Source organism: Streptomyces sp. NPDC057280 (assembly GCF_042668605.1).
In the GTDB taxonomy this organism is placed as follows: domain Bacteria; phylum Actinomycetota; class Actinomycetes; order Streptomycetales; family Streptomycetaceae; genus Streptomyces.
In genome coordinates this window covers 231,409-252,534 of sequence record NZ_JBHUYR010000010.1, presented here as the reverse complement: position 1 = coordinate 252,534, position 21,126 = coordinate 231,409, and the positions used below count along the sequence as shown (strand labels likewise).

General features: G+C 71.5%; 20 protein-coding genes. 7 read left to right on the top strand and 13 right to left on the bottom strand.

Annotated elements, in window-relative coordinates:
- Window positions 1–987 precede the first annotated feature (987 nt).
- Both ACFUO4_RS38625 and ACFUO4_RS38620 read right to left on the bottom strand, forming a co-directional pair.
- Window positions 988–1,857 (bottom strand): lytic transglycosylase domain-containing protein, encoded by an 870-nt coding sequence (locus tag ACFUO4_RS38625; RefSeq protein ID WP_079311438.1) that lies wholly within the window; start codon window positions 1,855–1,857, stop codon window positions 988–990.
- A 7-nt stretch (window positions 1,858–1,864) separates the two neighbouring features.
- Window positions 1,865–2,950, bottom strand: a complete 1,086-nt coding sequence (locus tag ACFUO4_RS38620) for an NlpC/P60 family protein (protein ID WP_383493882.1) — start codon at window positions 2,948–2,950, stop codon at window positions 1,865–1,867.
- Between the two features lie 223 nt (window positions 2,951–3,173).
- On the opposite strand from ACFUO4_RS38620, the gene ACFUO4_RS38615 reads away from it, so the two are divergent.
- Both ACFUO4_RS38615 and ACFUO4_RS38610 read left to right on the top strand, forming a co-directional pair.
- Window positions 3,174–3,338, top strand: coding sequence for a hypothetical protein (locus ACFUO4_RS38615; RefSeq protein WP_179143535.1), 165 nt, complete (start codon window positions 3,174–3,176; stop codon window positions 3,336–3,338).
- Window positions 3,335–4,546 (top strand): DUF418 domain-containing protein, encoded by a 1,212-nt coding sequence (locus ACFUO4_RS38610; protein WP_383493879.1) that lies wholly within the window; start codon window positions 3,335–3,337, stop codon window positions 4,544–4,546. Before ACFUO4_RS38615 ends, ACFUO4_RS38610 begins: the two co-directional genes overlap by 4 nt.
- 47 nt (window positions 4,547–4,593) lie before the next feature.
- Here the strand turns inward: ACFUO4_RS38610 and ACFUO4_RS38605 are convergent, their stop codons facing one another.
- The 10 genes from ACFUO4_RS38605 to ACFUO4_RS38560 form a co-directional block, all read right to left on the bottom strand.
- Complete coding sequence (locus tag ACFUO4_RS38605) at window positions 4,594–5,016, bottom strand: DUF4913 domain-containing protein (RefSeq protein ID WP_383493876.1); 423 nt, start codon at window positions 5,014–5,016, stop codon at window positions 4,594–4,596.
- Window positions 5,013–5,975 (bottom strand): hypothetical protein, encoded by a 963-nt coding sequence (locus ACFUO4_RS38600; protein WP_079311435.1) that lies wholly within the window; start codon window positions 5,973–5,975, stop codon window positions 5,013–5,015. The genes ACFUO4_RS38605 and ACFUO4_RS38600 overlap by 4 nt, the downstream gene beginning before the upstream one ends.
- Before the next feature lie 264 nt (window positions 5,976–6,239).
- Entirely contained in the window at window positions 6,240–8,030 is a 1,791-nt protein-coding gene (locus ACFUO4_RS38595; protein WP_383493873.1) for a type IV secretory system conjugative DNA transfer family protein, read from the bottom strand.
- Window positions 8,027–9,640 (bottom strand): ATP/GTP-binding protein, encoded by a 1,614-nt coding sequence (locus ACFUO4_RS38590; protein ID WP_079311433.1) that lies wholly within the window; start codon window positions 9,638–9,640, stop codon window positions 8,027–8,029. The genes ACFUO4_RS38595 and ACFUO4_RS38590 overlap by 4 nt, the downstream gene beginning before the upstream one ends.
- Window positions 9,637–11,130 (bottom strand): SCO6880 family protein, encoded by a 1,494-nt coding sequence (locus tag ACFUO4_RS38585; protein WP_383493869.1) that lies wholly within the window; start codon window positions 11,128–11,130, stop codon window positions 9,637–9,639. Before ACFUO4_RS38585 ends, ACFUO4_RS38590 begins: the two co-directional genes overlap by 4 nt.
- Before the next feature lie 129 nt (window positions 11,131–11,259).
- Window positions 11,260–12,477 carry a hypothetical protein gene (locus ACFUO4_RS38580; RefSeq protein ID WP_383493866.1) on the bottom strand — a complete coding sequence of 406 codons (1,218 nt, stop codon included), beginning with the start codon at window positions 12,475–12,477 and terminating at the stop codon, window positions 11,260–11,262.
- A 1-nt stretch (window position 12,478) separates the two neighbouring features.
- Window positions 12,479–13,228 (bottom strand): hypothetical protein, encoded by a 750-nt coding sequence (locus ACFUO4_RS38575; RefSeq protein WP_383493863.1) that lies wholly within the window; start codon window positions 13,226–13,228, stop codon window positions 12,479–12,481.
- Between the two features lie 13 nt (window positions 13,229–13,241).
- Window positions 13,242–13,520, bottom strand: a complete 279-nt coding sequence (locus ACFUO4_RS38570; RefSeq protein WP_079313121.1) for a hypothetical protein — start codon at window positions 13,518–13,520, stop codon at window positions 13,242–13,244.
- A gap of 95 nt (window positions 13,521–13,615) precedes the next feature.
- Window positions 13,616–13,879, bottom strand: coding sequence for a hypothetical protein (locus ACFUO4_RS38565; RefSeq protein WP_079313123.1), 264 nt, complete (start codon window positions 13,877–13,879; stop codon window positions 13,616–13,618).
- Window positions 13,876–14,355 (bottom strand): DUF6668 family protein, encoded by a 480-nt coding sequence (locus tag ACFUO4_RS38560; protein ID WP_128112414.1) that lies wholly within the window; start codon window positions 14,353–14,355, stop codon window positions 13,876–13,878. Before ACFUO4_RS38560 ends, ACFUO4_RS38565 begins: the two co-directional genes overlap by 4 nt.
- Window positions 14,356–14,739: 384 nt before the next feature.
- Here ACFUO4_RS38560 and ACFUO4_RS38555 point away from each other — a divergent pair, with 384 nt between their 5' ends.
- The 5 genes from ACFUO4_RS38555 to ACFUO4_RS38535 all read left to right on the top strand — a co-directional run bounded on the left by ACFUO4_RS38555 (window position 14,740) and on the right by ACFUO4_RS38535 (window position 19,911).
- Complete coding sequence (locus ACFUO4_RS38555) at window positions 14,740–15,507, top strand: hypothetical protein (RefSeq protein ID WP_383493858.1); 768 nt, start codon at window positions 14,740–14,742, stop codon at window positions 15,505–15,507.
- Between the two features lie 160 nt (window positions 15,508–15,667).
- Window positions 15,668–16,225 carry a sigma-70 family RNA polymerase sigma factor gene (locus tag ACFUO4_RS38550; protein WP_079307034.1) on the top strand — a complete coding sequence of 186 codons (558 nt, stop codon included), beginning with the start codon at window positions 15,668–15,670 and terminating at the stop codon, window positions 16,223–16,225.
- 146 nt (window positions 16,226–16,371) lie between these two features.
- A complete protein-coding gene (locus tag ACFUO4_RS38545) occupies window positions 16,372–17,274 on the top strand; it encodes a BTAD domain-containing putative transcriptional regulator (RefSeq protein WP_383493855.1) in 903 nt (300 codons plus the stop codon).
- 131 nt (window positions 17,275–17,405) lie between these two features.
- The gene (locus ACFUO4_RS38540) at window positions 17,406–18,140 is read left to right on the top strand and encodes a response regulator transcription factor (RefSeq protein ID WP_383493852.1); all 735 of its coding nucleotides are present in this window, start codon (window positions 17,406–17,408) and stop codon (window positions 18,138–18,140) included.
- On the top strand, window positions 18,097–19,911 hold the full coding sequence (locus ACFUO4_RS38535) for a sensor histidine kinase (RefSeq protein WP_383493850.1): 1,815 nt from the start codon (window positions 18,097–18,099) through the stop codon (window positions 19,909–19,911). The genes ACFUO4_RS38540 and ACFUO4_RS38535 overlap by 44 nt, the downstream gene beginning before the upstream one ends.
- 15 nt (window positions 19,912–19,926) lie before the next feature.
- On the opposite strand, the gene ACFUO4_RS38530 is transcribed toward ACFUO4_RS38535, so the two are convergent.
- Window positions 19,927–20,994 carry a trypsin-like serine peptidase gene (locus ACFUO4_RS38530; protein ID WP_383493847.1) on the bottom strand — a complete coding sequence of 356 codons (1,068 nt, stop codon included), beginning with the start codon at window positions 20,992–20,994 and terminating at the stop codon, window positions 19,927–19,929.
- Window positions 20,995–21,126 lie beyond the last annotated feature (132 nt).

The window sequence follows — 21,126 nt, the reverse complement described above, 5'->3', positions numbered from 1 at the left end:
GCTGCTGGTTCCGAGGGCTCGGCGCGCGCCCCGTGCCGGCACCTGGAGGTGCGACAAGCGCTGCTCGGTGGACGGAGCTCGCGTCGCCGTCGAGGCCGGAGTGCGGGGCGGTCCCGGGGGACTGTGTCATGGGCTGACCCGCGAAGTTCCCCTGTCCGAGAGGGGCGTGTCCTGCGGGAATGGCGGCGGCCGCAGCCACCGTCGGCGGCCGTGTCGGCACCGGCGGAGCGGAAACGCGCTGAGCGGCAAGGTACTGCGCGTAAGCGGCGGCGTCCCGCTCGATGATCCCACGCACTGCGGATTGAACGGGGTCCGCGGTCTGAGAGCGGGCCGTCTGCGTCCCGCCGCGCTGCTGTCCGGGCAGCCCACCGGCAGGAGGGGGTACAGGGGTCTCAGCGGTTTTGGATCCGCGTGGACCATTCGGGCGGGCCCGCGCCGCAGCAACCCTCGTGCCACGGGCCCGCTGATCGTCGGGCCGTCTCTTGGAGGCCCCGGCGCGCGCTGCGGACCTGTGCGCCGGGGCTGCCACTCGTCCCGGGAGATTGGCTGCGTACTGACGCAGCCTCTCGCTGTTGAGCCGAAAGCCCTGTCCCCTCAGCAGATTGGCCCGATCCTCGGGGGTGGGCGCGTAGAGCGTCAGGTTCAGGCGGAACGTGCCTTGTTGCCCGTCCGTGCCCCTGGGCACGAGGACACCCTGCTGGATGAGGTCGACGATTCCCTCGTAGGAACTGCGCTCGTCGAGCCGTTGGGCATGTGCCAGGAGAGCCTCACCGGTGATGTTCGCCTTGCTGGTATCAGGGCTCCCGTCAGGCAACCGTGGAGCGTCCATCAGCAGGATCTGCAAGGACGCGACCAAGGCTTCTCCTGGCAGCCAGTCGCTCGCGCTGTTCGGTGGGGTGGACATCTCGGCATCCTCTCGTGGTCGGCACGCACGCCTCTCGGTGGTGGAGCCGGTGCGGTGACCGGAACCTCCGGGGTGCGACAGGGTCAGGTGTCCCTGAGGCCGGGGCCGTCGGGCATGGTGCGTGGGGGTGGGCCGATGCCCTCCATGGAGGCGAACCAGGTCCGCACGCCTACGACATAGCTCTGCGCCTCCTCGGTGGCGGGGAGGCCGTGTTCCTCGCGTACGGCGTCCATGCCGACGTCGTAGGCCGCGAGGGTCAGGTCGAGGACGCTTCCGGTGGCCTCGCCGGCGTCGACCAGGCTCTGCGCCTGTGCGGCGAGTTCGCACAGGTAGGCGCCCTGAGCCTTGATGGACTGCTGGGCGTCGAGGGGATCTCCGTCCTTGTGGAGGCGCTCGAAGACGTCGGTCGGTACCTGGGAGATGCCTCGGGCACCGTTGGGTCCCACGAAGTCGGCGTCGAAGCCCGTCTCGTACTGGATCTGTGCGGCGATGGTGACGGGACCGATCACGTCGCAGACCGACCCGGCGTCCACGATCGCCTCGTAGAGGTCTGCCGGGACGGTGCAGGGCTGCGAGGGGCTGCTGGAGCTGGACGGCGTGATCTCCAGTGTGCCGAGGCCGTCGCCGAGCGCGATCTGCTGTGTTCGTGCGGCGAGTTGGTCCGCCGGCGTGTTCTGTGCGGCTTCGAGGTCCTCGCAGATGCGTTCCACCGGGGTCAGATCGGTGTTGAGACCACCGCCGAAGTCATGGGGCAGCAGCCCCTTGAAGAACATGATCAAAATGACCAGCGGCATGAGGAGGACTCCGAAGCCTCCCATGACAAAGATCGACGCGACGGCGAAGACACCTCCGACCGGAATCGCCAGACAGCCGCAGCCTCCGGCGGCGACCGCCGCCTGGACGACCACGTTGGAGCTCTCGCTCTCCTGGCCGCTGCCACCCGACGCCGTCATGTGCGGGTCACTTCTTCGCCGCCGGCGCCTGCGCCTGTGCCTGCGGATCGGGGCGTACGACGCCCAGGATCCGCATCGACGCGGCGGGCGCCACGGTGATCGTCCGCCCTGGCCGTGGCGCGTGGATGATGCGTCCCGCCCCGACGTAGAGGGCGACATGGCTGGCGTCGTCGAAGTAGATGATCAGGTCCCCGGGCCGCATGTCCTCGATGGCGACGCGCTTGAGCTGTTTCCACTGTTCCTGCGAGGTGCGCGGGATGGTCACGCCGGCCGCGAGCCAGGCCTGGGAGGTCAGGCCGGAGCAGTCGAAGGAGTCCGGTCCCTCGGCACCCCACACATACGGCTTGCCGAGCTGATCCGTGGCATAGGCGACGGCCTTCTTGCCGCCCACGCTCGCCGTCGTGCCCACCCCGTCGAGGACACCCGTCTTCAGCCACGCGGCCTGCGCCTTCGCCGCGTCCTGCTTCTCCAGGTCGGCCAGGCGTTTGAGTTCGTCGGCCTCGAGGCGGGCTTCGAGTTTGCGGGCCGCGGCGATCTGCCGGGTGACCTTGTCCCGAGCCGTGTCGCGGGTCTGCTGGATCTCCCGGAGCCCGTCGAGCTCCTCGGCCGCCTGCTCCGCCTTCGTCTTCAGCCGGCTCTCGGTCTCGACCAGCGCCACCAGCTGCCGGTCGGTGCCGAGTTGGGCCTGCCGGGCCAGACCCGCGGCGTCGAGGGCGTGCTCGGGATCGGAGCTGAGGGCGAACTGCACTTCGGCCGGCATGCCGCCGCCGCGGTACTGGGCGCGTGCGGCCGCCCCGACCAGGGCACGCAGCCGTACGAGCCTGGCGTCGGCCCGTGCCACCTGGGCGCCGAGCACGTCCAGCTTCTTCTCCTGGGCCGCGACGTCCTCACCTGCCGCGTTGTACTCCTCGGTGGCGACTTCGGCGTCGTGGTAGAGCGACTCCAGTTCGGCACGCACCTCCGCGAGGGTCTGCGGCCGGTCGGGGCGGGGCACCGCCTGGGCGAAGGGCTGGGTCGTACCTGCCAGAAGGCAGAGCAGACCGCCCAGCACCACGGTCCGTGGCCTGTGCCTCGTCATCGGTTTGCGTCTCATAGGGGGAAGGGCTCCTGGGGCGGTGCGGAGAGCCCGGTCTGCGCCGCGGGCTGCACAACACCGCACACAACGGCCAGGCCGGCGGCCCGGTTCACCCGGAGACGAATCCATCGGGCAACACCCTCGATATGAACCGCAGTGACCCGTCCCCCGTTGTGTCCGCGATGGCGGACACCGGGGCCCACCTGCGCTCCCGGCATCGCGAAAGGGGGCGACGCCTCTCATGCCGGACGAGTGGACGGTGAGCGTGTGGTGCGCGGCGGCGGGGGCCGTGTGCCTGGCCTTGGGCGTACGGGAGTCGGGGCGGCGGGTGCCGGCCCGGGCCATGGCCTGGTTCGCGGCGGCGACGATCGCTTTCGGGACGGCCGCGTTGCGGGGTGGAGGGTGACCGGCCCGCAGACGCAGTCGGTGGTGCGTGTCGCGGAAGCCGATGTGCTGCGCGGATTCGCCCTGTCGGGAGTGCTGTGCGTCAACGCGCTGCTGATGGCCGGTCCTTACACCGTGTACGGCGACGGCCCGGCCGCGGGGATGCTCGACGACGTCGCTGCCTGGCTGGTGAGCGCCTTCGTGGCGGGGAAGTTCTATCCGCTGTTCGCGTTCCTGTTCGGCTACGCCTTCGTCCAGCAGATGCGCGCCTGCCGGGCGGAGGGCATGGCGTTCGGGCCGCGTCATCTACGTCGTACGGCAACGCTGTTCGCCCTGGGCCTGCTCCACGCCGTGCTGCTGTACGCGGGCGACATCCTCACCACGTACGCGGCACTCGCGCTGCCGCTGTACGCACTGCGCGAGGCCTCGGCACGGCTGGCGATACGTGCGGCGGCGGCGCTCGTCGTGGTGCTGTCGCTGGTGCTCCTGTCGTACGGACTGCTGACCGTGCTGACCACCGGCCCCTCCCCCGCCCCGCTGCACGGTCCCGCGGTGGCCGACACGGTCGCGGCCTACCGGGGCGACGCTGTGTCGGTGATCGAAGCGCACCTGCACGCGCTGCCCACCGCCCTCAGCACAGATCTCCTGTACGCCCCGCAGGTGTTCGCCGCGTTCCTCACCGGCCTGGCGGCGGCCAGACTCCGGCTGCTGGAACGGTACGGACGCGACCGGCGCCGACTGCGCGCGACGGTACGGCGGTGTCTGCCCCTCGGGGTCGCGGGCGGCGCCACGACCGCGGTCTGTACGAACGGGCCGCTGGACGAACGGTGGTTCTACGTCGGTCAGGCGGTGGGTGTGACGACGGGGCCGGTGCTGACAGCCGCGTATGCCTGCGGGCTGTTGCTGTGGCTGTCGCGCCCGGGCGGTGGCGGGGGCCGGGGCGCCGCGGTGCTCGCCGCGACGGGGCGGCTGTCGCTGACCCACTATCTGACCCAGTCGCTCGTGCTGTGCGGGGTGTTCACCGGCGTCGGCCTGGGGTGGTACGACCGCGTGGGCGCGGCGGGGGTGGTCGCGGGGTGTGCGGTGCTGTACGGGGTGCAGGTGGCCGTGAGTGAGCCGCTGATCGGGCGATTCCGCCGGGGTCCGGCCGAGGCCGTCGTGCGACGGGCTACCCGGGGAGGCCGTGCGGCTCGGGGCCAGTCGACTGCCGTGGGCGAGCGGACACGCTGAAGAGCCGTGGGGCGTCCGTGACCGGCACCCCACGGCTGTCGGCCGCCTCAGACAAAGTCCGAGACAGGGAAGGCTTTCTCCCGGTGGTTTCCCGGCTTGCAGCCGGCGAACGTGCCGGAGGGGTCGCGGAGTTGAGCCATCGTGTGGGCGAGGTGGTCGCGGTGCCAGATCGCGGGGCCGGTGAGACCGGCCGAGGGCTGAGACAGCTCGAACCATGCCATCCACAAGGCGTAGAGCAGCGCGACCGCGTCCTTGTGCCGCCACCATTCGGGGCACCAGGGGGCCTGGGAGGTGACCTCCCTGCCGTACACGGGCAGGAGAAAGTGACCGACCCATACCGCCAATTGACTCAGGGCCTGGTCGTACTCCACACCGTCCAGGTAGAGGATGAAACGGACGCCATCTTCACTGGTCCCCTGGTCCGTCGGCGCTGTCGGCACCTCGGCGGGTTCCTGATCTGCGGGCCTCACCTACGCGGCTTCTGGCTCGAGGTCCCGGCACCTGGGGCCGCGGGGGCCGGTTGAAAGATCTCCGCCTCCTTTCTCGGCCTGTGCCGGAGGTTCGTCTGGCCCGCCTCGGCCGCGCCGGCAACAGTGAAGGTGTTCGGCTGTTGACCCTGGTTCAGTGACGCCATGGAGCCCTCTACGGGCGAGTCGTTCACGTACGGCACAGGCAGCACGGTCCGGAAAGTGGGGATGTTCGCGTTGGATGCTTCACCGATCCCGACGAGGAGCGTGCCGACCCCGGCCGCGATGGTCGCGCTGCCCTTGAGGGCTGCCGCGGTCGTCGCCGGCAGCGTGGCCGCATGCGACTCCGCCTGAGCGTTCGCTCCGGCCGCCGCGCCCTGGAGTACTGCACCGAGGGTCATCAGGCCCGTGTTGACGTAAAGCTGCCTGTTCGTGGCGTTGATCACCTTGGTCTGCTCGGGTGTGTCACCGGTTCTGCCGTCGCGCAGCGTCACGAAGTGTGTCACCGCATTGGTGAGGGTGACGCCGGCACCGATAACGGGCATCACGGCGGCGGCAGTGGCAAGCGCCGGCTTCGGCGCCCAGGCCGCCGCAGCGGAAAGGCCCGTCCCGGCGAGGTTCGCCGCATGATTGACGGTGCTCAGAATGTGGGCCGAGTGCCCGGCGACCCACTGGCCGGTGTCCGACCACGTCCAGGTGCGGGCGGTGGAAGCGGCGGTCAGATCGGGAAGGCCGCCGCCTTGCTCGTTGAGGTGGAGGTCGGCGAGATTGTCGTCCGCGGACGGATTGGCGGGCTGCGGTGTCTGATCGATCTCCACCGCGGAGTATTTGCCCTCCGGAGAGCGGAACATCGTCGCGTTCTCGGTGGGCGGGGCCAGCGGCTGCGGCAGATCACCTGCCTGCTGCGTCTCCACATCCACCGGGGCGAAGCTGATTTCGTCGCCGTTCTGGCTGGCCTGCATGTAGACCGATCCGGCACTGCCTGTACTGCGTTGGCTCGCCGGAGAGTCCGCCCGTGTGGGACCGGGTCCTTCGCTTGGCGTGTCGTAGACGCTCACGGCCTCGGCGTCAGGAGGAGTCGGTGTTGACATGTGTGTTCCCCTTGCAAGGTGTCCGGCACCGGTGGTGCCGTGGATGCCACGTGACAACGGCTGCTGTCGCGGGTGGGTTCAGAGCTCTGGTGTCGAGACCGGGGGCATCGTCAGCCCGTCTGTTGCCCTGCCACGTCACTCCTTGTCGACGCTCATGGCCTCGACGGCCGTGACCGCGCCGCCCAGCTTCGCTACCGCCCGCCGTGTGATGGCCGCCTCCTCCGCCTTCGCCGCCGTCGAGATGACCCCGGCGTCGGCCTCCTTGAACCACGGGCGGAGTCTGATCAGGGCCGGGCGGACGCCGGTGGCCAGGAGGAGGGCTGTGCCCTTGGGGAGGGCGCGGATCCTGTCGGGGGGCAGGACGGCTTCCTGGCGGTAGGAGTAGGAGCGTGACGTGCCGTCGCGGCTGCGGGAGATGCTCGGGGTGCGGACGTCGTGCTGGCCGACGAGGGTGGAGATCTTCTGGACGAAGTCGGCGTCGTCGAGTCCGGCGCCGAGGAGTTTGACGGTGGCCGCGCTCCACAGGGCGTCCATGCCGGCCTCGCCCCACACGCGGGCGCCTTGGCGGTAACTCTGCAGCAGGGTCACGACGTTGATGCCGCGGGAACCGAAGTGTGAGTACAGGTCGGGGAGATCGGAGATGCGGCAGACGTTGGCGGCCTCGTCGAGGACCGCGGTCAGCGGCGGGTCCAGGCGGCCGCCCATGCGTTCGGCGGCGACGACTCCGGCGCGCAGGGTGGCATCGGCGAGGCCCGCGATGACGCCCGCCGCGGAGCCGCCGCCGTCCTTGGAGAGCAGGTAGAGGGTGTCGCGTCCGGCGACGTGCCGGTCGGGGCGGAACTCGGGCAGGTCGGGGTCGGGCGCGACCCAGGCGAGGATCTCGGGGTCGAGGAGGCAGGAGACGGTCTGGCGGGCGGTCTCGTAGATGCCGTCGCGGGTCTCCACGGCGCCGCGCACCGTGCCCTGCAACTGCTCGGCCATGGCGTCCAGTCCGGTGTCGCGCAGCAGGTCGACGGGGGTGCGGTCGGCCGGGTCGGCGAGCCAGGCCAGAAGGTCCTGGACCCTGGCACCGCCGCGTGCGGCGGCCAGGAACAGGGCGGTGAGGGTGTTCTGGGCGGCGGAGATCCAGAAGTCCTTCTTGGAGGCGTCGTCGTTGACGGATGCCACGAAGTGGCCGGCGAGCCGGCGGGCGCCCTCGATGGTGTGGCACTCCCCCAGCATGTTCCACCACATGCCGCGCGGGGTGTGGGCGATGCCCTGGGGGTCGAAGGTCCACACGGTGCCGGCCTTCTCCCGCTGGGCGCGGGTGACGGCGTAGACGTCGGACTTGTTGGAGGTCAGGACGACGGCGCCCTGGGCGCGCAGGACGCGTGGGATGGCGATGCCGGTGGACTTTCCGGCGCGGGGTGCCATGAGGTCGAGTTCGACGTCCTCGAAGCTGCTCCGCAGTTCGGGGCCGTTCGGCATGAGGTCGCCGAGCAGGTTGCCGGTCTCGTCGGCGTCGAGGCGGTCGCGGCCCTTGAGGGTGGGGCGCAGGGAGCGGGCCCGGTCGGTGATGCCGTCGGGGCACATGCCGGCGAGTTCGCGGCGGCCCGCCAGTCCCGGCGTGGTGTCGCGGCGGCGGCGCAGGGCCGCGGCGGCGACGCCCACGAGTGCGGTCAGGAGCAGCAGCGGCGCGGTCATGCCGGTGTAGACGGCCCAGGCGGGGGTGGCCGGCCAGTACGCGGCCGGGTCCGAGGTGGTCAGCCCGACGAGGGTGGACAGGGCGTAGGGAGGGTGGGTGAAGCCGTGGCCGGTGAACAGGGAGGCGAGTGAGCCGCCGAGCATGGCCAGGCTGAACAGGGCGAGGGCTCCGACGACGACGCCGGCCACCGCCCAGGTCAGTTCGTCGTGCGGGCCGCGTGCGCCGCCGCGGCCGGCGCTCACACCGTCTCCCCGGTCAGGCGGGGGTCGAGCGGCAGCGGGCCTTCCTGGGCGGCGCGGGCGACCTGCCGTGCGAGGTTCCTGGTGACGGGGTCGGCCGTCTCGTTGGGGGTCCAGCGGGTGTTGGTGTTGTGCAGTTCGCGTTCGGCCTGGGTGATGGCGACCTTGATGGGGATGCCGGGGCGGCCGCCGACCTTGATGAGGAACCGGCCGCGCCCTGGGGGTTCCTCGTGCTCGGTGGTGACGCCCCAGCCGGGCGGGGAGGACCAGGAGGAGACCAGTTCGATCTCGCGCCGGGACAGTCCCACGACCCGGCCGAGGTCCTCCATCTCGGTTCTGGGCAGTCCGGCGCACACCACCATGCCGGCGCGTTCGACGAAGCCGCGGGCCTTGGCCCGGTCCGCGTCGGTGCCGAGCGCCTCGGCGTCCTTGAGGGTGTGGGTGATCTTGGCGTCGCCCAGGCCGAGGGAGCGGTTGAGCCGGGTCAGGGCGTCGATGCGGTCGACGATGCCGGAGGCGGCGCGCAGCGGGCGCCACAGTTCGTCGAGGACGGTGAAGAACCAGCGGCGCGGGGCGAGTCCGGCGTCGGCCAGGGCGTGCGAGGCGGCAACGGTGCCCAGGCCGTCGGACCAGGCGGCAAGCATGGCCGCGGCGGTCAGCTGGGTGTCGGCCTCGCCGATGCCGGAGATGTCGATGCACACCGCCGGGGAGTTCGGGTCGATGCGGGTGGAGGTCTCGGAGGCGAAGGTGTCGCCGAGGGGGCCGTCGAGGATGCCGAGCAGGGAGCGGTGCAGGGGGTCGACGGCGTCGCGGTAGCGGGCGTCGTTGCCCCGGTCGAGGGTGACCGCGCGGACCCGGTCCGGTCCCTCGGTCAGCACCCGGAGGAGGTCGGGAAGGAGGGCGGTGCGGCCGGGTGCGGTGCGTTCGCGCAGGTGGTGCAGGACGGCGGAGAGCACGGACTGTTCGTGGTCGTCCATGGGCCGGCCGCGCACGATGGTGATCAGGGCGGCGACCATGTTGAGGACGCGGCCATGGGTCTCGGCCCGCAGGATCTCCCCGGCTTCGCCGCCGATGCGGTCGGCGGCCTGGCCCATGGCGCCGGGGTCCAGCACGTTGATGCCGCCCCGGCCGCGGCCGATGGAGATGACCTGGCCGCCCAGCGCGCGGACGGTGTCGGCGTAGTCGGGTTTGAGGTCGCCGAGGACCAGTGGGACCACACCGGTGGCGGCCAGTCCGATGAGCATGCGGTTGACCAGGGTGGACTTGCCCAGGCCCGGCATGCCGAGCATGAACAGGGAGGGGTTGGAGATGTAGCGGGCGCGGGTGAACCAGGACAGCGGGTCGCCGCAGACGGTGGCTCCGGTGAACAGGTGCTGTCCCAGCGGGACCCCGATCATCGGGGCGCCGGAACCGGCGGCGAACGGCCACATCCCGCAGGCCTGCACCGTGGTGGCCCGCCACATGGTGGGCGGGTCGAGGTGACCGACGCGGCCACCGCCCGGCCCGTACCAGCCGCGCGGCGGGATGAAGAGTTCCTTGGGCTGTGCGGGCGCTGGTTTGGCCTTCTTCTGGTTCTTCCGGTCCTTCTCGCCTTTCCGGCTCTCCCGGCTCACAGCGCCTCCTGCAGCTCGTGCGGGATGAAGGTCTGCTCCCACGGGAGGATGCCGACGGGCAGGGTGCAGGTGAACGCGGCGGCCTGCATCCGGTCGGCGGGACGCATCTGGACCCGGGAGGCGGCGGTGAGGTTGCGGACGGCGACGCCGGCGTCGGCCAGCTGTTCGGCGCTGTCGACGGTGACGGTGAGCATCAGCGAGAACTCCACGAGGCCGGCACCGGATGCCTCCTCGGCGGCGGTCTGTTCGGCGGCGCGTACCTCGGAGGCGGCGCGGGCCTGCACCATGCCGCGCCCGGAGGTGGCCATGAACTGGGCGGCGCGCCGGTCGGCCTCGACGATGCGTGCGGCGGTGGCCGGGTCGACGGGGCGGTAGACGAGCGCGACCCGCTTTCGGCGGGTGCCGGGCACGGCTTCGAGCATGCCGCGCAGCACCGAGGAGCGGACGGTGCCGCGGGGGGCGAGGGTCATCAGCCAGGTCCGTGAGACTCCGGAGTCGTGCTGGTAGCTGCCGACCGTCTCGACTGCGCCGGCGGGTCCGGCGTCGTCCCATTCCAGGCGCGTGCCCCCGTGTTGGGCGCGGGCTTCGAGGACGTCGGCGGCGACCGCAGGGTCGTAGGCGACGCGTACGACTTCGGCGATGCGTTCGGCCGACAGCGGGTAGGCGGCGCCGCCTCCGGCTCCGACCAGGCCGCTGAGCAGTCCGGGGATGCGGATGGCGAGGTCGGTGACGATGTCCTCCTTCTTGCGCTTGTTCCCGCCGGGGACCGCGTAGGTGAGGGTGACGTAGGTGTGCATCTCGGAGGAGGCCGTCGGGTAGCGCTCGACGACCTCGTGCATCACGGCGCGGGCCGCCGGCGGGGCGTCGGGGTGGATGCGTGGCAACACCTCGTTGGCGAGCCGGGTGCCGGGGTCGGGGGCGGTTTCCACGATGACGCCCGCCCCGCGCAGGCCGGGCTCGTGGGAGAGCCGGGCGAGCCATTCGCCCCACTGGGCCACCCACACGTCCACCTGCTCGGGGTCGACGAGCGAGCCGCCGTCCGGGTCACAGCCGAGAACGATGGTGTAGAGGTTGCGGGCGGGGTGGTGGAGCACGCCGAAGGGACGGTCGTAGGCGTCGTGTCCCTCGCTGACGGTGACCTTGTTCAGCAGGCCCGGCGGGCGGAAGCGGCCGCCGGGGCGCGGGGACAGCGGGCCGGAGACGTACAGGTGCGCGCCTTTGGACTTGCGCCGCAGCCATCCGATGCGCAGGGCCGTCAACTGGTAGACGTTGCGGCCGTCCTGGGTGCGGATCGCGAGGGGGATGAGGAACAGCACGACGGGGACGAGGACGACCAGGGCGGCGACGAGGGAGATCAGGGAGGCGAGGAGGGTCAGGACCAGCCCGCCGAAGACGACGACGGTGCCGACCAGTCCCAGGGGGCCGAGGCCCGGGCGCCTCGGGCGGCGCCAGTTGCCGTATGTGGGGTGTGTCGTGAGGTCCGCTGTCATGGTGAGCCGGTGTCCTTGTCCTGATGGTCCGGGTGGATGGTCTTCGCACGGGGGTGAGGGGCGCCGCCGGACTCCCTGGGGGGACAAGGAGCCCGGCGGCTGTCGAGGGGAACTGGCGGACGTGGCCGCTCAGTTGTTGTTGCCGTTGCCGCCGCCCGCGGCGCCGGCGGCGGCGCGTCCCACGGCCTGCGCGGCTCCGACGGCGGCGCCGACCGCGGCACCGACCGGCCCGGCCGCCGCACCCGCGGCACCCGCGGCACCGGCTCCGCCCGCGGCCCCGGCTCCGCCCGCGGCCCCGGCTCCGCCCGCGGCTCCGGCACCGCCGACTGCTCCGGCCCCGCCGGCGGCACCACCGGCACCGGCCGCTCCGGCACCTCCGGGAGCGCCGGCCGGGCCGGGCGCACCGCCGGCGCCGCCCGCGGGCTGGGCACCACTGGGGCTGCTGAGCTGGCTGCCGACCGAGCGGGCACCGGAGGCCAGGGCGTTCTGGCCCTGGGAGACGGCGTAGGAGGTGACCGGATCCCCGCCGAGGGCCGCCGTGGCCGGCACGACCAGTTTCAGCAGCGCGGGCAGGGCGATCGCGGACAGCAGCATCACGCCGATGCCGGCGATGCGTTCATGGATGGCCTCCGGGTCGCCGGTCTCCCGGCCCGCGGTGGTCATCGCGGAGCCCGCGTAGATGATGAGCGCGACGGCCATTTTGTACGCCAACCACGCGGTCAGCCAGCCGATGTGCTTGCGCCACCAGCTGGCGCCCCACTCGGTCATGGAGGCCGCGGCGGCGAGCGGAAGCGTACCCAGCAGCACGATCATGACGCCCAGCCGGATGTAGAGCATGATCGTCTGCAGGATGCCGGCGATGAGCAGGAGGAATGCGAGGATCAGCAGCAGGAACGGCTCGATGTCTCCGCCGTCCCGGCAGCCGATGCCGTTGAGCTGGGCCTCGGCTCCCAACTGGAAGAGATGGTCGGCGTACCGGTCGGAAAGCGATGCGCAGGCGGTGGCGAGGGTGGTGGCGGCACCGGCGACGAGGATGACCCGCAGGATGCCCTTCAGTGCTGTGACTCCCGCGTCGCCGCGTTGCTGAAGTGCCATGCGGGCGGCGGCGACCAGCAGCGATCCGACGGCGAGATAGACGACCAGCCACTGTGTCTGATCGCTGACCTGCGCGGCCGTGGTGGTCGAGGAGAGCGTGGGGACGTTGGTGACGAGCGAGTCGAAGATCTCGATGGCGCCCGCGAGTACCGTGTTGGCGATCTCTCTGACGATGGTTTTGACAGGGTTGCCGAGGAACTCGAAGAAGCCCACGACGGCCTCGGCGAGCGGATTGCCGTTCGGGCACGCCATGTCAGGCCTCCCACAGGGTGTATCCGGCGGGAACCACGCTGGTGGTCAGCCGGGAGTACAGGGAGCCGTCGTCGTCGGCGAGGACCTTCCAGTCGTCGTCCGTCCAGCGCAACTGCACGGATGTCGCCGCGTATCCCTGGGCCGTCTTGATCAGCAGCCCCACGGTGGCGGAGCGCCCTTCGTACGAAAGGGTCCGGTAGCCCGCCCAGGTGACGGTGGCCGGGGCGGCCGACTCCGCGGCGTCCTGCACGAACTCACGCTTCGCGGCGAACCGATCCCGTCCCTGCCCGGGCACCACCTGCTCCTGGGTGGCCAAGCGCCAGGCGGGTCCGCTCATCTGGGAGCAGATGATCTGCGCGGCGAGTGCGGCGCCGGCCCGGGTGCGGGCGAAGCACCGCCACAGGGGGCTCTCCCGGCGGGCGGGGCCTTGGGAGGCGGAGACGGGCACCCGGGTGCCGTGCACCGTGCCCCAGCGCAGATCCGCCGGCGCCTTGTCGCCGCCCTGAGCCTGGGGCTGCGCCTGGGTCTGGGTCTGGGTCTGGGTCTGGGTCTGGCAAGGGTTCACTCGTACCTCGGACGTTGCCGAAGTGCGCGGCAACGCCTGTGCGGAGCCGCCGTGTTCGGCGCCGGAGGTGAAGAACACCACCGCGGACGCGAGAGCCACCACGGCAAGGAAGGCGGCGGACGCCTGCCAGCTGCGGTGTGTCCAGTAAGGGGTGTCCGGCTTGGACGGACGTCGTGTACGTGGCATCGGTGGGTCCGGCTCACGCGAAAACGAAGGTGACCAGAGGACCGGCCGTGGCGACGAGCACGCATCCGCCCAGCACCATGGCCAGTCGGCTCATGTGCTCCGAGCTCTCGCCCCGCTTCACGGAGATCGCCATCATCGCCCCGGTGACGAGCACACCGGCCACCCCGGCGGCGGTGCCCGCCCAGGCCGCGATGCCCAGCACGGTGTTCACCTTGTCGGCGAGCGCGGGCGGGGCGTTGCGTACGGGGTCGGGAACGCCGGCCGCCAGAACGGACAGGTCGAGCAGAGTCATGAGGATCTCCGGGTGAGGATGCCGCCGGTCCGTCGAGCAGGGCGTACTCGTGCCCGGAGCGGCGCGGCAGGGCAGGGCGGAAGTGGTGTGGTGGGTCAGAGGGACAGGTCGCCCAGGGCGGCGACGAGGGGTCCCGCGGTGGCGGCCAGAAGACAGCCGAGGGTGATGTAGAAGACGCCCCGGAAGTGTTCGCCGCCTTCACCTGGGTCGCCGCGGCGCAGTTGCAGCGACATCCTGATGCCTACGACGATGAGCCCGCCGACGCCGGCGGCGGACGCGCACCAGGCCAGGAGGCCCAGCACCTGCCCGCCCTCGGGGTTGGGGTCGAAGCCGGCGAGCATCGAGGGAAGGCCGCTCATCTACGCCTCCGCGAGGGGATGTCCGTGCCGCTCACCACGGCGGCCAGGTGCGTGAGTTGTCTCGGTGGTTCGGTGGGCGGTTCGCCGACGCGCCAGGAGGGGATCCAGGGGACGCGGTGGACGGTGACGGCCGACTTGATGACGCGCACCCGCCGTACGAGCGTCAGTGGCAGCCTGCCGGGAACGTCCGCCACCAGCACCACACCGAGCAGGTCCAGCCCCTGGGGAGCCTTGCCCTGCCGTAGCTCGTCCAGCTGCCGGGAGACCGCTTGCAGACCGGCGAGGCTGGTGCGTCCGACGAGCAGGACACGCGAGGGTTCGCCGCGCAGGGGCTGGGGCCAGCGTGCGCCCACATCCACCCCGCCCAGGCAGCGGGCGAGGGAGGTGACGCCGGCGCCGCCGTGCGCCTGCACCCAGCTGATGGCCGTGGCAGGAGTGCCGTTCGGGCCGGCCGACGTTCCGCCCGTGCGCTGCACCGGTCCCTGGCCGCGGCGTGGGGGCGGGGCGACAGGGCTGGTGCCGGGCTCCTGGCGAACGGCGGGGGCCCGGGGCCGAGGAGGGGCGTTGCCGGCCGCGGCCGGCGGCGGCTGGGCGGACGTCGGCCCGCGCACCCACGCATGGGATCCCGGTGGCATCGCTGAAGGAGTTCCCACCGGGTTCCCTCTCCGAGGTCGTAGCAGTGTCGACTTTCATGCTTCTTCTGTGTTTTTAGGCCGGTTTTGAACCGGATCGGATGCCGGCCCGTTGGACCGGGGGAGCCTGATGACACTCCACAACGGCCCTTTGCGCGGGGCGGTTCACCTCGCCCGCGACTTTCTCCTGCGCCGGCCAGCCGGCCACGAACTTCCGAGGACACGCCCATGACACTCCCGGCCCCGGACTCCGAGGTCTTCTCCTGCGACGTGTACATCTCCGAGGAGGAACGCGCCGTCGTGAACGGTGACCTCGTGCCGCAGGCGGAGGACGACGTCCCGGTGCACGAGGCGGTCCTGAACCTCCTGCACGACTACGCCCGCGAGCGCGACACCGTCGTCCGGGCAGCCGTCAACGACCGGTCGAGCGGCGAGAGTTTCCTGCTCGACGTCCTGCCCGACGGTTCCAGCCGACTGTCCGCACCGTCCGACGACCCGCTCACGCCGGCAGCCGCCCCGGCTGCGCACGACGCCGCACTCCCCCCGGCGCTGGCCGACCGTGTCACCACCATCCAACGGCACGCGCACACCGACCAGTTGGACCAGGCCCTGCTGCTGGCCACCGCGCTACGCGAACACCTCACCGGCAGATACGAGGCCGCACATCCCTACGCCCTGGAGGCCAGAGCCCTGGAGGCCTACCTCGCCCACCTCTGCGGCATTCCCCGCCAGGCCACGCTGCTGGCACTGGCCGTGGCCCGCGTACGCTGCCAGCACGCCGACCCGCGGGCAGCCGACGACGTGGCGCGGGCGACGGCGGCCTGGAGCCTGCTGGAGGATGAGCAGCCGGTCCGCTCACACGGCACGGAACTGCTGAACATGTGGCAGCGGCTGGGCGACCAGGGCCTGGTCCCCGATTCCCATGCCCCTCTGGTGCGGTACGTCGGAGAGCGGATGCACACGCCGCCCCGTGCCTACGCCGCGCAGACCCTGTAGAGCCCGTAGTCCGTCACGGCATCGATCCCCCGTCACCGCATCCGTCTCACCGCAGCGTCGTCACCACGCCCATCGTCCCCCGTCCATCGGACGACCATCGGCCTGCCATCGCCAGGCAACACCTTCAGGTGCTCCACCACTTGACTCAGGAGCACCCACCATGCAGCAGCACGTCATCGGATCGACCGGGTCCGCGTCAGCAGAGGAAAGGGCGCTGCTCGACCTCTACCAGGCCCACACCAGAGACCTCTACGCCTACGTCCTGCGCTTGGTCGGCGGCGACGCCTACCGAGCGGAGGACGTCGTCCAGGAGGCTCTCCTGCGCTGCTGGGCCAAGCGCAATCTCGCCGACACCCAGACCATGCAGGTGAGACCGTGGCTGTTTCGCGTGGCACGCAACCTGGTCATCGACGAGTACCGCGCCCGCTCGTTGCGCCCTCTCGAGATCAGCAGTACGGCGACCTGGCTCAAGGACGTCGACAGCGACTGCCGTGAGATCGAACGCATGTTGGCCGCCCTGGATCTCCACGAGGCCCTGGCGGATCTCGCCCCGCTCCATCAGGAGGCGCTGCGCGCCACCTACCTGGACGAACTCAGTGTGCAGCAGGCCGCTACCGCGCTGGGCATACCCCCGGGGACGGTCAAGTCACGGGTCCACTACGCCTTGCGTCATCTGCAGACCACGATGCGCACACGTGACGAGGCGAGCGCTGCATGAGGGTCGGTGCGAGCCGCCTGCAAGGGCCCGGCAAGTGACTTCCAAGACGCCGTCAAGTACGCCTCCCAAGCTGTGGGACAGCCCGGGAAATCCGCCGCACGTGTTCTTCCGGGTGTGTTTTCTGCCCGCGATGGAGGATTTCTTCGATGAACCACCTGCGTTTCTCAGTACTGGGCCCAGTGCGCGCCTGGAACAGAGCTGGGGAGATCAAGCTGGGCCCGCCCCAGCAGCAGGCGGTGCTGGCCGCACTGATCCTTGCCGAGGGGACCCCGGTGTCCGTCGGCGCCCTGGCCGACGCCATCTGGGCCGGCTCCGCCCCCGCCACGGCCGTCGGCACGATACGCACGCATGTCTACCGGCTGCGCCGGGCACTGGAGCCGGGCTGCACCTCGGCGTCGTCCGCCATCCGCTCGCGGGGTGACAACTACTCCCTGGCCACTACGGCGCACAACTGCGATCTCCTGGCGTTCAGATCGCTGACGTCGAAGGCGGAGAAGGCTCGGTGGGAAGGCTGCCTCCAGGATGTCACCCGCCATCTGCGCCACGCGCTGGCTCTGTGGCAGGGCGAAGCGCTGCAGGGGCTCGGAGGGCCACGGGCCGACGCGCACCGGCACGTCCTGGAACATCTCCGCCTCCAGGCCCAGACCGACCGGCTCGCCGCGGAACTGGAACTCGGAAGCGCCACGGCGGCAGCGCTCGACCTGCAACAACTCGTCGCGCGACACCCCTTCGACGAACACCTGCGGAAACTCCTCATGCTCGCCCTCTACCGATCGGGGCGGCAGGCGGCAGCGCTGGCGGTCTACGGTGAAGCGCAACGGATCCTGGCCCGAGAACTCGGCATCGACCCAGGCCCCGAACTCCAGGAAACGCACCACCGTGTCCTACGGGCCGACCCCACCCTGCTGCACACGGCAGAAACGCCGGCTGCCTCCCCCACCGCGCCGGTGCAGACGTGCGCGGGGATCCCGCCCACAGCGCCGCGGGACAGACCTGCTCTGCCGGTACCTCGCCGCAAACGCGTGCGGTGCGCGGGACTCACCACCTGATCAGCCGGGGGAAGCCGCGTTCCCTTCGGAATGTCAGGAACCTGTTGGGTTCCTGTTGTCCTCTGGTGCCCGCTTGCCCGGTTCCCCGGCAGCGGTCAGATATGGGCCCTCGCGGTTCCTACGATGACCGCATGTGCGCGTATGTGGTGCTCGCCGACGACGATCCCAAGCAGGCCGATCTCATCCGGCGCTATCTGGAGCGGGAAGGTCATGCCGTCGGGGTCGTCCACGACGGGCGGGCCTCCCTGGAGGAGATCCGGCGGCGGATGCCGGATCTCGTGGTGCTGGACTGGATGATGCCCCGCGTGGACGGGCTCGACGTGTGCCGGGTGCTGCGCGCGGAGTCCGATGTGCCGGTCCTGATGCTCACCGCGCGCGCCGAGGAGGACGACCTGCTGCTCGCTCTCGATCTGGGCGCGGATGACTACATGACCAAGCCTTTCAGCCCGCGCGAGTTGGTCGCCCGTGTGCGGACCCTGTTGCGGCGGGCCGGCCGCGCGGGCGCTTCGCGTGCCGGGCAGGACAAGTCGGTGTTCGTCGTGGGACCGCTCGTGGTCGATCCCGGGCGGTTCGAGGTGCGGGTGGACGGACGGCTGACCGAGTGCACTCCCGGCGAGTTCCGGGTGCTGGAGGTGCTGGCGGCGGCTCCGGGGCGGGTGTTCACCAGGAAGCAGATACTCGAGCACCTGCACGGCATCGACCGGTACGTGACGACCCGCACGGTCGACGGGCATGTCATGAATCTGCGGCGCAAGATCGAGCCTGATCCGGCCCGTCCGGCCTTGCTGCTCACGGTGTACGGAGTCGGCTACAAGGTCGCCGATGTCCGCTCCCCCGCTGACGAGGACGGCCTTCGTGCCCCGTGACCTGCCGCTGCGCAGCAGTCTGCGGTCGCGGCTGCTGGGGCTGTCCGCGCTGGTCTCGCTGTGCTCGATCGTCGCGACGGCCTGGCTGGTCGTCAGCCTCACCGCGGTGGCCATCGGACGCGAACAGGGGCAGGTCCTCGCCGACGACGCCCGGATCTACGACACACTCGTGGGGTACGCGGCCACCCATCCCGACTGGAATGGCGTCGGGCCGACGGTGCACGCCCTGTCCCGACAGACCGGTCGGCGCATCACGTTGACTGACGAGGCCCGGCACCCGCTGGCAGACTCCGGGGCGGCGGGGACGCTGCCGTCGAAGGCGTCGGCGACGGTCGACGCGCTTGCCGTGGACAGCGCGCTCGCCCGGCCTGCCGCCGGTTCCTCCCCCGACCGTATCGACCCCCGCGCGGTCGGCCCCTTCCGGCTGACCGGCCGGGAGCAAAGCGACCTTGCGGCGCGGGCGTCCCGCATAGCCGCGTGCATGCGGGAGGGCGGGCCCGTGCAGGCGGTCGAGGTGACGCGGACACCGAACGGGCGGTCGCAGGTCGAGGTCGACGGCGCCGTCTTCGACACGGGGGACCGTTGCGAGGTCGATGGGCTGCAACGTCGTACGCGTACGGAGGTCCGCGCTCTCACCCAGCTGGGCGGGCTCGTCAACGACTGCCTCAGCGGGCGGCATGCCGTGCCGGTACGGCTGGCCGACGATCTGACCTGGACCCCCGCCGATGTGCGCGGCGCCCCCGACACCCGTGCCGTGACGGCCTGTCTGGCCACCGCCCGGCGCGCGCAGCTCGACCCCTATGTGGCGCCGCCCGCGCTGCTCTTCGCCACCGCGCCCGACCGGAAGATCGCCACGTTCTTCGACCTGTCCGGCGCCAACCGCATGCGGATCGTCGGCGTGACCGTCGCGGTGCTCCTGACCACCGTCACGGTCACCTTCGTCGCCGGCACCCGTATGGTGCGGCCGCTGCGGGCGCTGACCGGGGCCGCGCAGCGGATGGCGGACGGCGACCAGAGCGCGCGGGTCGAGGTGGCCGGTGACGACGAGTTCGGCAGGCTCGCCGCGGCGTTCAACCTGATGGCGAGCAGACGGCAGGAACTGGAGCAGCTGCGGCGGGCGTTGGTCAGCGACGTCGCCCACGAGCTGCGGGCGCCGGTCAGCAACGTCAGAGGCTGGCTGGAGGCCGTCGAGGACGGTGTCGTACCCGCCGACGAGGGCCTCGTCTCCTCGCTGCTGGAGGAGGCGATGCTGTTGCAGCACATCATCGATGACCTGCGTGACCTGTCGGCGGCGGATGCCGGCGCGCTCGAACTGCACCCGGAGGACGTCGACGCGGCCGCGGTGCTCGGCCAGGTCGCCCGGGCCCACCAGGGCAACGCCGGGTCGGCGGGGGTGGAGCTGCGGGTACGGGCCGAGGCGGGGCTCGTGCTGTGTGCCGATCCGATGCGGCTGCGGCAGGCGGTCGGGAACCTCGTGTCCAATGCCGTACGGCACACACCGGCGGGTGGCACGGTCGCCCTCTCCGCGGAGCGGGAGGGCGACCGTGTGGTGTTCCGTGTCGCGGACACCGGGTCCGGCATCAGGGGTGAGGATCTGCCGAAGGTCTTCGACCGGTTCTGGCGGGCGGAGAAGTCCCGGAGCCGGCAGAGCGGCGGCAGCGGACTGGGGTTGTCCATCGTCCGCAAACTGGCCGAGGCACACGGCGGCAGCGCGCAGGCGTCGAGCGTGGTCGGGGAAGGGTCGGTGTTCTCGCTGCGGTTGCCTGGGTGAGGGCTGCGGGGCTGGTCAGTCGGCGTGCTGGGCGGCCTCGTAGAGCGGGCGGGTGATCGTGGAGGTGAACTGCGGTCCGACCAGGTGGCGTTGGCAGGTCGGGGTGTCCGTGTCGGCGCAGACCTCGCCGGCGGCGGTGAGGAAGGCGCTGTGGGTGTTGACGCCGACGGCCGTGCCGAGGCCGCTCACCGGGTCGAAGCCGCTCATGCGGGGCCCGCCGCTGGCGCCGCCGCCCATCACACAGGCGGTGCCCCATTCGCCCCTGGGCTCGGGGAAGTCGGGCGTGCCGGGGTCCTCGCGGGCCGGTCCCGTGCAGTGGGCGAGGCGGGCGCCGGTGTACTCGGGCAGGCCCCCTCGCGCCGGGTCGGACGCGGAGCGGGGATAGCCGAACTCGTGCACCGTCCGGTCGCCGGGCCGGTCGAAGGCGATGCGCTGGGCGGCACCGACCAGGTCCTGGACGGCGCGGCCGCGGGCGTCGGTGCCGAGGACGACGAACGCCTGGTCGTGACCGTCGTACGTACGCGAGTCGATCGCGTCGTAGTGCAGCCAGGTCGTGTCGGCCACGCCCAGCCTGCCGACGAACTTCCCGTACGGTGCGCGGCCGTCGCGGTAGCCGGGGACGAACATCACGTTCGTCGTCCACCGGTTGTCCTCGCCGAGCAGGTTCGGGCTGTTCACGCAGTGCCCGCCCGTCACGACGGTGCTGCGGTTGGCGCTCGTGACGACGGTCGCGGTGCAACTGGCGTCCTCGCCGTGGTCGGTGAAGAAGAGCCTGCCCACGGTCCGGGCAAGGGTGTCGGAGCCGGTCCAGGGCGCCCCGTCCGGGCCGCTCTTCGGCGGCTGGTCGGGGGATGACGGTTCGGTGAGGGCGGCGATGCGGTCCGGGGTCCAGTAGTTCAGTACGGCTTGTTGCTGGGCGGCGGTGACCGCCTGGGGGTGGCGGGCGACGCCGTCGGTGGGCGGGGTGCTCGCGGAGGCCGGGGCGGACAGGGCAAGACCCATGGCGAGCGTCGCCGTGGCGAGGGCGAGCCCGCGACGCGGGGCGTTCTGGCGGCAGTCCGTGCGGTGGGAAGTCTCTGGCATGGGGCGGGAGCGTAGGAAGGCGGCGTCGTGATGCTGTCGGCAACTGGTCGGGGACCTGTGCGTTCACGACAGCCGGCACGTGGGGTGGGCAGTCCCAACAGACCGGCAAGGGATCCTGACGGCTTCCCGACA

Coding starts and splice junctions, on each gene's coding strand:
- ACFUO4_RS38575 (WP_383493863.1), bottom strand. CDS start 13,228: ATGCCACGTACACGACGTCCGTCCAAGCCGGACACCCCTTACTGGACA.
- ACFUO4_RS38540 (WP_383493852.1), top strand. CDS start 17,406: ATGTGCGCGTATGTGGTGCTCGCCGACGACGATCCCAAGCAGGCCGAT.
- ACFUO4_RS38580 (WP_383493866.1), bottom strand. CDS start 12,477: ATGGCGTGCCCGAACGGCAATCCGCTCGCCGAGGCCGTCGTGGGCTTC.
- ACFUO4_RS38530 (WP_383493847.1), bottom strand. CDS start 20,994: ATGCCAGAGACTTCCCACCGCACGGACTGCCGCCAGAACGCCCCGCGT.
- ACFUO4_RS38565 (WP_079313123.1), bottom strand. CDS start 13,879: ATGAGCGGCCTTCCCTCGATGCTCGCCGGCTTCGACCCCAACCCCGAG.
- ACFUO4_RS38550 (WP_079307034.1), top strand. CDS start 15,668: ATGCAGCAGCACGTCATCGGATCGACCGGGTCCGCGTCAGCAGAGGAA.
- ACFUO4_RS38545 (WP_383493855.1), top strand. CDS start 16,372: ATGAACCACCTGCGTTTCTCAGTACTGGGCCCAGTGCGCGCCTGGAAC.
- ACFUO4_RS38620 (WP_383493882.1), bottom strand. CDS start 2,950: ATGAGACGCAAACCGATGACGAGGCACAGGCCACGGACCGTGGTGCTG.
- ACFUO4_RS38585 (WP_383493869.1), bottom strand. CDS start 11,130: ATGACAGCGGACCTCACGACACACCCCACATACGGCAACTGGCGCCGC.
- ACFUO4_RS38555 (WP_383493858.1), top strand. CDS start 14,740: ATGACACTCCCGGCCCCGGACTCCGAGGTCTTCTCCTGCGACGTGTAC.
- ACFUO4_RS38570 (WP_079313121.1), bottom strand. CDS start 13,520: ATGACTCTGCTCGACCTGTCCGTTCTGGCGGCCGGCGTTCCCGACCCC.
- ACFUO4_RS38625 (WP_079311438.1), bottom strand. CDS start 1,857: ATGACGGCGTCGGGTGGCAGCGGCCAGGAGAGCGAGAGCTCCAACGTG.
- ACFUO4_RS38535 (WP_383493850.1), top strand. CDS start 18,097: ATGTCCGCTCCCCCGCTGACGAGGACGGCCTTCGTGCCCCGTGACCTG.
- ACFUO4_RS38600 (WP_079311435.1), bottom strand. CDS start 5,975: ATGCAGGCCAGCCAGAACGGCGACGAAATCAGCTTCGCCCCGGTGGAT.
- ACFUO4_RS38615 (WP_179143535.1), top strand. CDS start 3,174: ATGCCGGACGAGTGGACGGTGAGCGTGTGGTGCGCGGCGGCGGGGGCC.